The following is a 13,042-nucleotide window of genomic DNA, read 5'->3' as shown; positions in this document are numbered from 1 at the left end:
TCAGGGATCGGGCAGCCACCCGGTTCAGGGGGCACGGTCACCACACGACAGGAGCTGATGGAACTCATGAAGCACCGCATAGTGATTCTCGGAGCCGGATACGCCGGGGCGTCTGTCGCCGGCCGCCTCGCGCGGCGCCTGCACGCCGACGACGTGGACGTCACCCTGGTCAACGCCGAGCCGGACTTCGTCGAACGGGTCCGCCTGCACCAGGTGGCCGCCAGCCAGGAGCTCCGGCAGCGGCCGCTGCGCGACGTGCTCGCCGGTACGGGGGCGACCCTGCGCGTCGCCCGGGTCACGGCCGTCGACGTCGACCGCCGGACCGTTGCCCTGACGGCGGCCGACGGCGCGGGCGGCGCCGACAGCGCGGGCCGCGGCGGCGAGCTGGGGTACGACACGCTCGTCTACGCCCTCGGCAGCTCGCTGGACCGCCGCGGGGTGCCCGGCGTCGCCGAGCACGCGTACGACGTCGCCGGCCGGCCGGGCGCGCTCCGGCTGCGCGAGCGACTGGGGGAGCTGGCCCCCGGCGGACGCGTGGTGGTGGTCGGGGGCGGCCTGACCGGTGTCGAGGCGGCCAGCGAGATCGCCGAGGCCCGTGGGGACCTGGAGGTGGCCCTGGCGGTCCGCGGTGGACTGGGCGACTGGCTCTCCCAGGCGGGACAGCGGCACCTGCGCGGGACGTTCCGCCGCCTCGGCGTCACGGTCCACGAGCACGCGCAGGTCGAGCAGGTGGGCGCCACCGAGGTGCTGACCGGCGACGGCGCCACGATCCCTGCGGACGTCACCGTCTGGACCGCCGGGTTCGCCGTCCACCCGATCGCCGCCGCCACGGCGCTGGAGGTGTCGGGGAGCGGCCAGATCGTCGTCGACGGCACCATGCGGTCCGTCTCCCACCCGGACGTCTACGCCGTCGGCGACGCCGCGCTGGCGGACGGCCCGCTGGGTACACCGCTGCGGATGTCCTGCGCCTCGGGCATCCCGATGGCCTGGCAGGCCGCCGACTCCGTCGTCGCGCGCCTGACCGGTGGCAAGCTGCCGAACATGCCGCTCGGCTACGTGCACCAGTGCATCAGCCTGGGCCGGCGCGACGCCGTCATCCAGCTGGTCACCGCCGACGACCGGGCCAGGCCCGCCGCGCCGGGCGGGCGCCTTGCCGCGCGCTACAAGGAGCTGATCTGCGCGGGTGCCGCGTTCATGGTGGCCCACCCGCTGCCGTACCCGGCGCGCCGCCGTCGGGTCGCGGTCGCGGGTACGGCTGTCCCCACCGGCAGGTGACCGGCTGGCCCCAGAACGGCTGACGGGCTGGCTCCATATCCGCTGAGCCGTGCGTTCCATAGCGTCGTCCTCGTGCTCGCAACCAGGCGGGACACGAGGGGAACGGTGCAAGGAATGTTCACAGACAGTGGCGGTGCCACCGACGCGGTCCGGCTGACGGCAGTCCGCAAGGTCTACGGCAGGCGTGGCAACCAGGTCGTGGCGCTCGACGACGTGACGACACAGTTCGGCCGGGGCACCTTCACGGCGATCATGGGCCCGTCCGGCTCCGGTAAGAGCACGCTGCTGCAGTGCGCGGCGGGGCTCGACCAGCCGACGTCGGGCTCGGTCGTCCTCGAGGACCGCGAGCTCAGCACGATGGACGAGACGGAGCTGACCGAGCTGCGGCGGGACCGGGTCGGCTTCGTCTTCCAGGCGTTCAACCTGCTCCCGGTCCTGACGGTGCAGCAGAACGTGACGCTGCCGCTGCGGCTCGCCGGCCGGAACCCGGCCAAGGACCGGGTGCTGAACGTGCTCGAGCAGGTCGGTCTGGCTGAACGGCGCAAGCACCGCCCGGCGGAGCTGTCCGGTGGGCAGCAGCAGCGCGTAGCCATCGCGCGCGCACTGATCACCGAGCCCGCCGTCGTCTTCGCCGACGAGCCGACCGGCGCCCTGGACACGAGGACCGCGCGGGACGTCCTCGGCCTGCTGCGGCGTTCGGTGCGGTCAGCCGGCCAGACGATCGTGATGGTCACGCACGACCCGGTCGCGGCATCCTACGCCGACCGCGTCCTGTTCCTCGCCGACGGGCACGTCGTGGGCGAGCTGCACTCGCCAACGGCAGACGCCGTGGCCGAGCGGATGACGCGCCTGGGCGCCTACGCCGACGACGTGTCCCTGCCGCCGTCGGCGACCATGGGAGGGCCGCGCTGATGCTGCAGCTAGCCCTCCGCACCCTGCGGTTCCGCACCGGCACGTTCGTAGCCGCCTTCCTCGCCATGTTCTTCGCCGCGGTCATCCTGATGGCCTGCGGTGGCCTGATCGAGACGGGGATCCGGGCGGCCGTCCCTCCGCAGCAGCTCGGTTCGGCCGACGTCGTCGTCGCCGGCGACCAGACGTACCACGCGCCCGGCGGCGACGAGGACGAGCCGGCGATCCTGCCCGAGCGGGTCCGCGTCGACGCCGGGCTGGAGAGCACCATCTCTGCGCTCCCGGGCGTGCAGGAGACCGAGACCCGTGTCTTCGAGGGCGCGCCGCCCGCCGGGACGGTCGACGCGATCGGTGTGGTCGCCGAACCCGGTACCGACGCCGCCGAGCTCCGCGCGCGGATCGATGCCGAGCTGGGCGACACGGCGCTGACCCTCGTCGGTGACGAGCGCGGCAGGGCAGAGCTGCGCGAGGCCACGGCGACCAGCGTGAACGTCGTGTCGCTCGCCGGTGTGTTCAGCGCCTTCGCACTGCTGGTCTCGGTCTTCGGGGTGGCGTCGATGCTCGGGCTGTCGATCTCGCAGCGGCAGAAGGAGCTCGCGCTGCTGCGCGCCATCGGCTCCACGCCCCGCCAGGTACGCCGGCTGATCCTCCGCGAGACGCTCGTGCTGTCCCTGGTCGCGACCGCGGCGGCAGTGTTCCCCGGGCAGCTCCTGGGCAGGCTCGTGTTCGGCTTCCTCGCCGACCAGGGCATCGCGACCGCGGGCGTCGCCTTCCACCAGGGCTGGATCCCGACGGTCGTCGCGATGGTGGTCGCGATCGTCGCGGCACTGGGCGGCGCGCTGGGGGCCGGCAGGAGGGCCGCGCGCGTCAAGCCGAGCCAGGCGCTCTCCGAGGCTGCCCTCGACGGCAAGCTGATCAGCGGGTGGCGAGCGCTCGCGGGGCTGGTCCTCGTCGGTGCGGGGGTCGCGCTCACCATCGTGACCGTCGCGGTGCTGAGCGGACCGCTCGCGCCTGCCACGGCCGCCCCTGCCGTCATCGTGTTCACCATCGGGCTCGCGTTGCTGGCGCCCGTCCTGGCCAAGCTCATGATCTTCGTCGTGCAGTGGCCGGTGCGCGCCGTCGGCGGGCTGACGGGCGACCTCGCGGTGCTCAACGCGCGCGGCCGGACCAGCCGGCTGGCGGCCGTCATGGGGCCGGTCATCCTGCTGACCGGGGTGTCGACCGGGATGCTGTACCTGCAGACGACCAACGACACCGCCGACCGGGAGGCGTACACGAGCAGCATCGTCGCGGACGCGGTGGTGACCGCGGAGGACCGCGTCGACCCTGCGCTGGTCGGGCAGATCAACCAGCTGCCGGGCGTCGCCGGGGCGTCCGAGCACGTCAGCAGCACGGGTTTCGTCGAGAGCCCGGACGACGTGTCGCCGATGGGCGAGGGCTGGACCCTCCGGGGCGTCAACGCCGAGAGCGCGGAGGTCGGCACCCCGGTCGAGACCACCGCGGGTGCGCTCACCGACCTGCACGGCGCGACCGTCGCGATCCAGGACGAGCACGCGGGAGCGCTCGGCGTCGGCGTCGGCGACACGATCACCCTCCGGATGGGCGACAACACGTTCCTCGACGTGCGGGTCGCTGCCCTGTTCTCCGCGGCGGACGACTACGACACGCTGCTGCTCCCGGCCGAGACGCTGGCCGCGCACACCACCCAGGGCGCGCCGGCACGGATCCTGGTCACCGCCCAGGACGGTACGGACCCGGAGCAGCTGCTCGCCGACCTGACCGAGCTGACCGCCGCGACGGACGGTCTGACGGTGGCCGACCGGGAGGTGCTGTACAGCGAGTACGAGGAGCAGACGAAGACGGCCTCCTACGCGATCTACATCATGGTGCTGATGCTCGTCGGGTACTCGGCGATCACGATGATCAACACCCTGGTGTCCAGCACGAGCGCGCGCCGCCGGGAGTTCGGGCTGCAACGGCTCGTCGGCTCGACCCGCCGCCAGGTGCTGCAGATGGTCGGGACGGAGGCCGCGATCGTGGCCGTCACCGGCGTCACGCTGGGCACCACGGCGGCGCTGGCGATCCTGGTCCCGGTCAGCCTCAAGCGGCTCGACTCCGTGATCCCCGCGGGTTCCCCGCTGATCTACGCGGCGATCGTCGGCCTCGTCGTACTGCTCACCATCGGCGCCACGCTGCTCCCCGCCTGGCGGGCGACGCGTGGCCGCCCGGCGGAGTCGGCCGTCGCCGTCGAGTAGCCGCGGGACAGGGGGACATCCCCCTTCGGCTGGGCGGTGCGCCCCCTGTCGCCGTCGGCCCGCACGCCCGAACCTGGGAGCATGACAACCATGGCCCTCAACCGGCAGGCAGTCGGCGCCCTCCAGGGTGACGTGCGCTTCCTGAACGCGCCCTTCGCGAGCCGTACCTGGCGCCAGTACGGGTTCCTGTGGCTCGTGCTGCTGCTCGCGCCGTTCGCCCTGGCGTACGGGATCCTGTCGGTCGCGTTGACGGCGGGCATCGCGGTGACCGTCGTCGGCCTGTTCGTCGCCGGCGCGGTCGTCCTCGGTGCGCGTGGCTGGGGTGCGACCTATCGCGGCCTGGTGCGCGGCATGCTCGACGTCGACATCGGCTCGCCCGCACCGTTCGTCCGCCGCCGGCCGGGCTTCTGGCGCGCCCTCGGCTCGACCATCGGCGACCCGGCCGGCTGGCGCGCCGTGCTCTTCATGGTCGCCTCGTTCCCCGCCACGGTCGCCGGCTTCCTGGTGAGCACGGTCTTCCTCCTCACCGGGCTCGGTGGCCTCACCTTCTGGTTCTGGCACCGGTTCCTGCCGTTGGAGCAGGCCGGCGACGGCACGTGGTACCGCGGTGGCGAGCTTGCCAGCACGGCCGTCGGCCAGCTCCTGATCGCGCTCGGCGGTCTCGTGCTGCTGTTCGTGTGGCCGTGGGCCCAGCGGCTGTTCGTCGCTCTGATCCGGATTCTCGCCGTCGCTCTGCTCAGCCCGACCCGGGCCAGCCTGCGCGTCGCGGAGCTCGAGGCCTCGCGCGCGGGCACGGTGGACGACGCCGACGCGCGCCTGCGCCGGATCGAGCGCGACCTGCACGACGGGACGCAGGCTCGTCTGGTGGCCGTCGCCATGCAGCTCGGCGAGGCGAAGGAACAGCTCGCCCGGCAGGGCGACCCGCGCCAGGCCGCCGAGCTGCTCGACACCGCGCACACCTCGACCAAGGAAGCACTCGTCGAGCTCCGCGAGCTCGCCCGCGGCATCCACCCGCCCGCGCTCGACGACGGTCTCGCGGTCGCGCTCGCCACGCTGGCCGCACGAGCACCACTGCCGGTCGCGGTGGAGGTGGACCCGAGGGTCGAGGCCGGCGGACGCCTGGCTCCGGCCATCGAGTCCATCGCCTACTTCACGATCGCGGAGCTCGTCACCAACACCGCGAAACATGCCCGCGCGTCGGGTGTGCACGTGCTGGTGGAGCGCCTCGGAACCGGTGCGGTCGGCACCGTCAGCATCCAGGTGCACGACGACGGCCGCGGCGGCGCGAGCGTGGTGCCGCCCGACGGCTCCGGCCTCCGGTCGGGCCTGGCCGGCCTGGCGGAGCGGGTACGGTCCGTCGACGGCACGTTCGAGGTGTCCAGCCCGGTCGGCGGGCCCACCTTGGTGGCCGTGACCCTGCCGACGCAGGCGACGCGTCGCTGACCCCTCGCACCCGAGACGTGCGGAGCGCCCGGCCGTGACCACGGCCGGGCGCTCCTCGTCTGCGACGGATCGACGTCAGGGGGCGGGGGCGAGCTCCGGCAGCACGAGGGCCGAGTGGGCCGGGCGCGGGGTCGTGGCAGGCATGGCGGCAAGGCCGCGGAGCATGGCGTTGCGCTGTTCCAGGGCTTCGGCGGTGGTGGGGAAGAGCCTGGCCCCACCGTTGTCGACCAGCGCCTGGTTCATCGTCACGAACTCCCTGGTGCCGCGTTCGTAGGCGGCGAAGGCGGCATCGTGCCCCCGGTGCCTGGCCAGCGAGTCGGCGAGCATGTAGGCACCGACCAGGGCGAGGCTCGAGCCCTGTCCGGTCAGGAACGAGGGCGCGTAGGCCGCGTCGCCCGCGAGTGCGACCCGGCCGTTCGACCAGGTGGGCATGCGGATCTGGCTGACCACGTCGAAGAACAGGTCGCCCGCGTGCCGCATGGCCTCGACGATGCCAGGGACCTCCCAGCCCGCGCCGGCGAAGGTCCGCGCGACCAGGTCCCACCGAGCCTGCGGCTCACGCAGGGCGGCGAGCGGGCGCTCGGGCTGGTGGAAGGTCAGGAAGGCGTTCACCTCGTTGCCGTCCCCGGTGGCGTAGAGGGCCGCCGACCGGCCCGGGGTGCTCCACAGCGCCACCTCACGGGAGAGCCCGAACGTGTTGGGCACGGTGCACACCGCGACGGCGTAGCCGAGGTAGCGGTCGAACTGCTCCTCGGGGCCGAGCACGAGCTCCCGGGTGCGTGAGTGGATGCCGTCGGCGCCGAGCACCAGGTCGAACGTGCGCCGCGTGCCGCTGCGGAACGTGACGTCGACCCCGTTCCCGGACTGATCGAGGGTGTCGACGGAGTCGCCGAACAGGAGCTCCACGTCATCGCGGACCGCCGCGTACAGGATCGCGGTCAGGTCACCTCGCCGTACCTCGAGGTCCTGTCCCGCCATGCTCCCGGCGACGGTGTCAGCGCCGAGCGCGGCGATCTGACCGCCGTCGGCGTCCAGGAAGGTGAACCGTCCGGTGTCGACGTGCGCGTCCCGCAGCCGCGGCAGGATCCCCATGCGCCGGACCACCTCGATCGCCGTGCCGCGGATGTCGATCGGGTAGCCGCCCCCGCGCGGGGCGCTCGCCTTCTCGACGACCGTGACCCCGAACCCGGCCCGGTGCAGCCAGTAGGCCAGCGCGGGTCCGGTGATGCTGGCCCCGGAGATCAGCACGGTGCCCCGTGGAGTGCTCGATGGAGAGGTCATGCCTCGGTTCCCTTCTTCATGTGACGAACGACGAGCAGCGACAGCACGGCGATGAGGCCGGCGACGACGAATCCTGTGACGAAGGCCGACTCGGCCGGCTGCCCCGACGCCGGGTCGATTCCCGCCGCGAGGACGGAGCCGGCGACCTGGCCGCCGACGACGGCCCCGACCAGGCGGATCACCACGAGCAGGCTGGTGGCGATGCCGGTGTCCTTGGCCGCGACCGCGACAGCCGTGCTGGCGAGCAGCGCCGTGGTGGCCAGGCTCCCGGCGAAGGCTGCCAGCGCCCGCACGACGACCAGCTGCCAGGACGCGTCGTGCAGCAACGCCAGGGCGAGCAGAGCGCCCGCCGTGACGACGGCGCCAGCGGTCACCACGGCACGCGCGCCGTAGCGCTGCACGGCCAGCCCGCCCACCGATCCGGCCACCACCCCCGCGATGGTGGCGGGCATCATGAGCAGTCCGATCTCGGTCGTGCCGAGCCCGAAGCCGTAGCCGTCACCGGAGACCCCGAACATCTTGGGGACGAGGGTCTGCAGCATCGCGGAGGTCGCGGCGATGGCGACGGTGAGCACGCTCGCGCTCCACATGGCCGGTGCGGCCAGCATGCGCAGCTCGACCATCGGCGAGGCCGCCCTCCGTTCGACCGCCACCCACGCCGCGGCGAGCCCGGCCACGACCAGCACGACGCCGCCGACCGCCAGGGGCGGCATACCGCCGTCGGTCACCATCAGGAGGCCGAGCATGAGCGCGAGCAGAGTGGCACTGAGCAGAGCCACGCCGAGCCAGTCGATCGCGGTGTCCTGCTCGCTCGGCGGGTCGTTCGGCATCAGCCAGAGCACGACCGCCGTCGCCGCGATGATCACGATCGTCGGGGCCGCGAAGATCCAGTGCCAGGACAGGCCTTCCGCCAGCGGCCCCGCAACGAGCGTCCCGATCGCGCCCCCGGCGGTGAACAGTGCGCTGACCACACCGATGGCCACCTGCGTCTGCCCCCGCGGGAGGTGCTTGCGCACCAGGATGAACGACAGCGGCAGCGCACCCACCATCGCACCCTGCAGCATCTGGCCGACCAGGAGCACCGGCAGGTTCGGCGCCAGGCTCGACACCAGGCCGCCGGTGGAGACCAGCGCCATCAGCACGAGCAGGACTCGCTTCCCGCCGTAGCGGTCGCCGAGCTTGCCGGCGATGGGCGCGACGATCGCGCCGGTGATCAGCAGGGTGCTGACGATCAGCGCCGCCCCGGCCGAGTCGATGCCCAGCTCGCGCTCCAGCAGCGGGCGGGCAGGATCCACGACGGTCTGCAGGGTGCCCAGAGCGAGTGCCAGGACGCCGAGGGCGCCGATCGCGGGCCCCCCGATACGTGCCGGCGACGGACTCCCGAGGGGGACCGGGGAATCAAGAGCTACGGACATGAGCGTCCCTTTCATGGTTGGAGATCTCCATGACCTCGAACCTAGATTCGGGGCACAGCGGCCCGGAATGGTGCCCACCGCCGCGGGCGGCTGGGGTTGTCCCCCCCCGGCCTCACCTCGGTCATCCGACCCCGGGCCGCAACACCGTGCGACGGCATTCGTCACCGCGCGGCGGTGCGGGTTCTCTCCTACCGTTTCGACTGTGAAGCACTCCCGAGCAGGGCTGGGCGTACTCGTGGCCGCTGTGCTCGTCGCGCTGGGCGCTGCGGCCTCAGCGGCCTCAGCAGTCCCAACAGCCTCAGCGGCCCCAGCGGCCTCAGCGGCCCCGGCCGCCCCGGCGTCGGCGGAGACCGCTTCCGGATGGGCGGACTGGGACCCGTTGACCGGCTCGGCGGGCGACTGGTCGACGACCGTGCGGCTTCCCGCCGCCGGCTTCCCGGCCGCGACCGTGACGTCGGATGCTCGCGGCGGCGTCGGAGTCGTCTCCGGTGCCTCCTCGTGGCTCGGCGCGGCAGCACCGCCCGGTGAGGTCTACGGATCGAGCCGGGGGCAGCAGTACCTCAACCTGCGCCCGCAGGCGGACCGGCCGGGGTCGCCGTCGACCACCACCTACTCGTTCGAGCGTCCGACGCCGGCGGGCGGCTGGGCGTTCGTGCTGGGCGACATCGACGCGGACCGCGCGGTGGTGACGGCGCGCGGAGCGGACGGCCTGCTGCTCACCGGCGCGCAGCTCGGGTGGCAGGGCGGCTTCAACTACTGCGCGGGTCAGGGATCACCGTCCTGCAGCGGCGTACCGGAAGACGCACCGGACTGGGACCCGGCCACCGGTGTGCTGATCGGCAACGCGAGCGCCGCCGACACGTCGGGTGCGGCCGGCTGGTTCGAACCCACCGTGCCGATCACGAGCCTGACCGTCGAGTTCCACCAGCGCAGCGGCTTCCCGGTCTATCAGACGTGGTTCGCGTCGCTGGCGCGGGACATCGCCGGGACCGTTCACCTGGCCGACCCGACCGGCGCCGCGCAGGGCGTGCTGTCGGGCGCAGTCCTCACGCTCCTCGGGCCGGACGGTACGGAGCTCGACACGACGACGTCGGACGAGAGCGGTCAGTACCTCTTTGCCGGCTACACCGCGGCGCCCGGTTACCGCGTGGAGCTGACGACCCTGCCCGAGGCGGACGACGCGTACCCGTTCGGGCTGGTCCCCTTCGGCGAGCGAGCGGTCGCCGAGGTGGACCTCAGCGCGGCGGACGCCGCCGACGTCGACCTCGCGGCCCGTGCCGTCCGTCCGGTCGCCGTCAGCGGCACGGTACTGACCGACGACGACGTCCCCGTCGCCGGGGCGACCGTCACGCTCACGCCGGACGGCGCGGGTGCGCCGCTCACCGCCGTGACGAGCACGCAGGGGGAGTACCTGATCGACGGCGTCGGGTGGGACGCCGCCGGCGACCGGCCGCTGGACCACGCGTTCGCGCTGAGCGACCTGCCGGAGGGGCAGGTCACGACGACGGCGCCGGGCGACATCACCGTGGCGGTCGGTCAGGAGGAGCGCAGCGCCGGCAACGACTTCGTCGTCCGGGCGCCGCCCGCGCTCTCGGGGAGGGTGACCGCGGGCGGTGAGCCCGTCGTGGGGGCTCTCGTGATCCTGGCGGGCCCGGACGGAACCGTCCGCACGACGACGGCGGCCGACGGCACCTATGCCTTCGACGGTGTGCTCCCGGGTGCGTACACCGTGCGCGTGAGCCCGCCCGACGAGTACCGGGCCGACGGGCCGGCCGAGCGCGACGTCGCCGTCGCCGTGGAGGACCTGACCGGGGTGGACTTCGCCCTCTCCCGTCCCGGTGCCATCGGCGGCACGGTGACCGACGGGGCGGGGGAGCCGCTGCCGGGTACGACGGTGACGGTCACCGGCCTCGGCGGGCGGGTCACCGTGGCGACGGACGCCCTGGGCGGCTACTTCGTCGATGGTCTGGCGCCGGGCGACTACCTGATCACGCTGACCGTGCCCGCCGGGTACGCAGCGGAGGTCGTCGAACGCCAGGTCGCCGTGACGGTCGCCGGGGAGCACTGGCTGGAGGAGAGCTTCGGCGTCGCCGACGTGCCCGAACCGAGCCCAGCTCCCACTCCCGCTCCGACCCCGACGTCGAGCCCCGACCCGAGCCTGACCCCGGAGCCGTCGGCCGGCCCGCCCCCGGGTGCTGGGCCGGGCGGCGCCGGTGCCGCGGACGGGCCCGCCGACCTGGCCGCGACGGGCGCGGCCGTCGGGGCCGTCGGGCTGGCCGCGGCAGCCTTGGTGGCCATGGGCGTGGCTCTCTTCAGAACCTCCCGCAAGCCGGCCCGTTGAGTGCGGGGTATCTGTCGGTCAACCGCACGGGACCCGACAGATACCCAGCACTCAACGAGGTGTCAGGTCTCCTGCGGGCGGCGGCGTGACCAGGAGCTCGTGATGTGGGTGCGCATCGCGGTCGCCGCCGCTTCGGCGTCCGCGGCGAGCAGGGCGGCGACGATGCGCTGGTGGCCGGCGTGCGTGTGCTCGATGTCCTCGCGCGTCGGCTGCCCGCTGTACTGCGGGGTGTGCAGCGCCTTGCCCTGGATGTTCGACACGATCGCGCGGCCGAACGCGTCCTGTGAGGCACGGTGGATCAGCTCGTGGAGCTCGACGTCGGTGGCCGCGTAGGCGGTCGGGTCGTCCATCAGCCCGCCGAGCTCGTCGAGCTTGGCCGACAGCGCGGTCCGGTCCGCTGCGTCGAGCCGGCTCGCTGCGCGTGCCGCCATGGCGCACTCCAGGGTGGCCCGGACCTCGACGAGGTTGTCGAGGTAGACGAGGCGGTCGTCGCGCTGGAACAGAGCGTCCAGGACCAGGGGGTCGAGGAGGCTCCACTGCTCCTGGTCGAGCACCACGGTGCCCCAGCCCTGCCGGGTGGCGACGAGGCCCTTCTCGGCCAGCGTCGTGGTGGCCTCGCGGATGACCGTTCGGCTGACCTCGTACTGCTCGCAGAGGACGCCGGCCGGCGGCAGGGCGGAGCCAGGGGCGTAGTCGCCGACGACGATCGCCGTGACCAGGCTCTTGATGACAGCCGCGGCGAGCGGGGGCCGGTGCCGCTGTGGTCGGGGCACGGTGCCACCGGCCGCAGGTGTCGCGTTCATGTCGTGGGTGACTCCATCGTGGGCGAGCCCGGCGGGGTGCCGCCGGACAGACCGAGGGTAACCGAGTGTTGCGCTATCGTCACTCGTATCATAAGTTATGAATGACATGCTGGCGGAACCCGCGAGCGTGCTGTCTCGACGATGCGGAGCACGATGCGAATCACCGGCTACCGGAGCCTGACCACGGTTCACCGCTGGGGCCGGCCAGTGGGCGACGTCAACGGCATCGTTGCCGGTGGCGTCACGGAGGTCCCGATCGTGCTGGTCGAGACGGACACCGGACTGACCGGCGTGGGCCTGGGCGCCCACACCGACGTCGAGCGGGTCTTTCCCGCGCTCGACGGCCAGGACCCGCGGGCCGTGACCGCGCTCTACGACCGGATGCTCGCGTTCGTCTTCAAGTCCGGGCACAACGGTGCGACCTTCGGCACCATCGGCGCCCTGGACATGGCGCTGTGGGACCTCAAGGCAAAGCTCGCGGAGGAACCGCTGTGGCGCACGCTCGGCGCGACCGACCGGTTCGTGCCCGCCTACGCCTCGGGGCTGGAGTACGGCCTCGCCGACGACGAGCTGGCCGCCCTCTACGAGCCGTGGGCCGAACGCGGGTACACGGGCGCGAAGGTGAAGGGCGGTCTCGACGTCGACCGGGACGTCAAACGGCTGGCCGCCGTACGGGACGTGCTGCGCGTCAACAGCGACCAGCCCGCCATCATGTACGACGTGAACGAGGCATGGGGTCGCCACCAGGCGGTCCGGCTCGCGCGCCGGGTGGAGGAGCAGGTCGACCTCACCTGGATCGAGGAGCCCGTGCGCCGCTGGGACGTGGCGGGGCACCGCGCCGTCGTCACGGGCATCCACGGGGCCGTGGCCACGGGGGAGAACCTCACCGGGCTCGAGCAGTACCGGCAGCTGCTCGACGCCGACGCCGTCGGGGTCGTGCAGGCAGGGAGCGTGTGGGGCATCACGCACTTCCTGCGGGTGTCGGTCCTCGCCCTCGGCCACGACCTGCCCGTCAGCCCGGTGGCCTACGACGTCAACCCCCTCGCGCACGCCTCGGCCGCGGTCCCGAACCACCTCGTCACCGAGGTCCAGGACCTGGAGCTCCCCGTCGGCCTGCGGGCCGACCAGGAGCTGGCCGACGGCGGGATCGTGCTCGGGGACGCGCCCGGCCTGGGGATCGAGGTCGACGAGGGCGTCATCGGCGCACTGCGCGAGGCGGGGGCGTGGGCGACCGTCGCGGGCCCCCACGTGCGCCCGGCCGACGCAGGGCTGCGACTCGCGCCGCGGCGCCCGTGACGGTGGGATCGACGAGCGCACCGG

General features: G+C 73.3%; 9 protein-coding genes. 6 read left to right on the top strand and 3 right to left on the bottom strand.

Annotation, left to right across the window (positions count from 1 at the left end; all coding sequences use genetic code 11):
* Positions 1-57: 57 nt before the first annotated feature.
* The 4 genes from AB0F40_RS10905 (at position 58) to AB0F40_RS10890 (ending at position 5,882) form a co-directional block, all read left to right on the top strand.
* Positions 58-1,275 carry an FAD-dependent oxidoreductase gene (locus tag AB0F40_RS10905; RefSeq protein WP_357466589.1) on the top strand — a complete coding sequence of 406 codons (1,218 nt, stop codon included), beginning with the start codon at positions 58-60 and terminating at the stop codon, positions 1,273-1,275.
* Between the two features lie 114 nt (positions 1,276-1,389).
* Positions 1,390-2,187: an ABC transporter ATP-binding protein gene (locus AB0F40_RS10900; protein ID WP_357466587.1), complete on the top strand. Its 798-nt coding sequence runs from the start codon at positions 1,390-1,392 to the stop codon at positions 2,185-2,187.
* Complete coding sequence (locus AB0F40_RS10895; protein ID WP_357466585.1) at positions 2,187-4,439, top strand: FtsX-like permease family protein; 2,253 nt, start codon at positions 2,187-2,189, stop codon at positions 4,437-4,439. Before AB0F40_RS10900 ends, AB0F40_RS10895 begins: the two co-directional genes overlap by 1 nt.
* A gap of 81 nt (positions 4,440-4,520) precedes the next feature.
* Positions 4,521-5,882, top strand: coding sequence for a sensor domain-containing protein (locus AB0F40_RS10890; protein ID WP_357466583.1), 1,362 nt, complete (start codon positions 4,521-4,523; stop codon positions 5,880-5,882).
* Between the two features lie 75 nt (positions 5,883-5,957).
* On the opposite strand, the gene AB0F40_RS10885 is transcribed toward AB0F40_RS10890, so the two are convergent.
* Positions 5,958-7,163 (bottom strand): FAD-dependent monooxygenase, encoded by a 1,206-nt coding sequence (locus AB0F40_RS10885; RefSeq protein ID WP_357466582.1) that lies wholly within the window; start codon positions 7,161-7,163, stop codon positions 5,958-5,960.
* Positions 7,160-8,593, bottom strand: a complete 1,434-nt coding sequence (locus tag AB0F40_RS10880) for an MFS transporter (protein WP_357466580.1) — start codon at positions 8,591-8,593, stop codon at positions 7,160-7,162. The genes AB0F40_RS10885 and AB0F40_RS10880 overlap by 4 nt, the downstream gene beginning before the upstream one ends.
* 187 nt (positions 8,594-8,780) lie before the next feature.
* Between AB0F40_RS10880 and AB0F40_RS10875 the strand changes: the two genes are divergently transcribed.
* Positions 8,781-10,919, top strand: coding sequence for a carboxypeptidase regulatory-like domain-containing protein (locus tag AB0F40_RS10875; protein WP_357466578.1), 2,139 nt, complete (start codon positions 8,781-8,783; stop codon positions 10,917-10,919).
* A 62-nt stretch (positions 10,920-10,981) separates the two neighbouring features.
* On the opposite strand, the gene AB0F40_RS10870 is transcribed toward AB0F40_RS10875, so the two are convergent.
* The gene (locus AB0F40_RS10870) at positions 10,982-11,722 is read right to left on the bottom strand and encodes an FCD domain-containing protein (RefSeq protein ID WP_357466576.1); all 741 of its coding nucleotides are present in this window, start codon (positions 11,720-11,722) and stop codon (positions 10,982-10,984) included.
* 153 nt (positions 11,723-11,875) lie between these two features.
* Here AB0F40_RS10870 and AB0F40_RS10865 point away from each other — a divergent pair, with 153 nt between their 5' ends.
* Positions 11,876-13,018 (top strand): mandelate racemase/muconate lactonizing enzyme family protein, encoded by a 1,143-nt coding sequence (locus AB0F40_RS10865; RefSeq protein ID WP_357466574.1) that lies wholly within the window; start codon positions 11,876-11,878, stop codon positions 13,016-13,018.
* Positions 13,019-13,042: the final 24 nt, after the last annotated feature.

Origin of the sequence: Promicromonospora sp. NPDC023987 (assembly GCF_040639055.1) — a bacterium.
Lineage (GTDB): Bacteria > Actinomycetota > Actinomycetes > Actinomycetales > Cellulomonadaceae > Promicromonospora.
Note: the sequence above shows the minus strand (reverse complement) of the source record. Positions and strands in the feature narration are given on the sequence as shown.

Bases quoted from the DNA above. Each gene is read 5' to 3' on its own strand.
- AB0F40_RS10905 (WP_357466589.1), top strand. From the start codon at position 58: ATGGAACTCATGAAGCACCGCATAGTGATTCTCGGAGCCGGATACGCC.
- AB0F40_RS10900 (WP_357466587.1), top strand. From the start codon at position 1,390: ATGTTCACAGACAGTGGCGGTGCCACCGACGCGGTCCGGCTGACGGCA.
- AB0F40_RS10895 (WP_357466585.1), top strand. From the start codon at position 2,187: ATGCTGCAGCTAGCCCTCCGCACCCTGCGGTTCCGCACCGGCACGTTC.
- AB0F40_RS10890 (WP_357466583.1), top strand. From the start codon at position 4,521: ATGACAACCATGGCCCTCAACCGGCAGGCAGTCGGCGCCCTCCAGGGT.
- AB0F40_RS10885 (WP_357466582.1), bottom strand. From the start codon at position 7,163: ATGACCTCTCCATCGAGCACTCCACGGGGCACCGTGCTGATCTCCGGG.
- AB0F40_RS10880 (WP_357466580.1), bottom strand. From the start codon at position 8,593: ATGAAAGGGACGCTCATGTCCGTAGCTCTTGATTCCCCGGTCCCCCTC.
- AB0F40_RS10870 (WP_357466576.1), bottom strand. From the start codon at position 11,722: ATGAACGCGACACCTGCGGCCGGTGGCACCGTGCCCCGACCACAGCGG.
- AB0F40_RS10865 (WP_357466574.1), top strand. From the start codon at position 11,876: ATGCGAATCACCGGCTACCGGAGCCTGACCACGGTTCACCGCTGGGGC.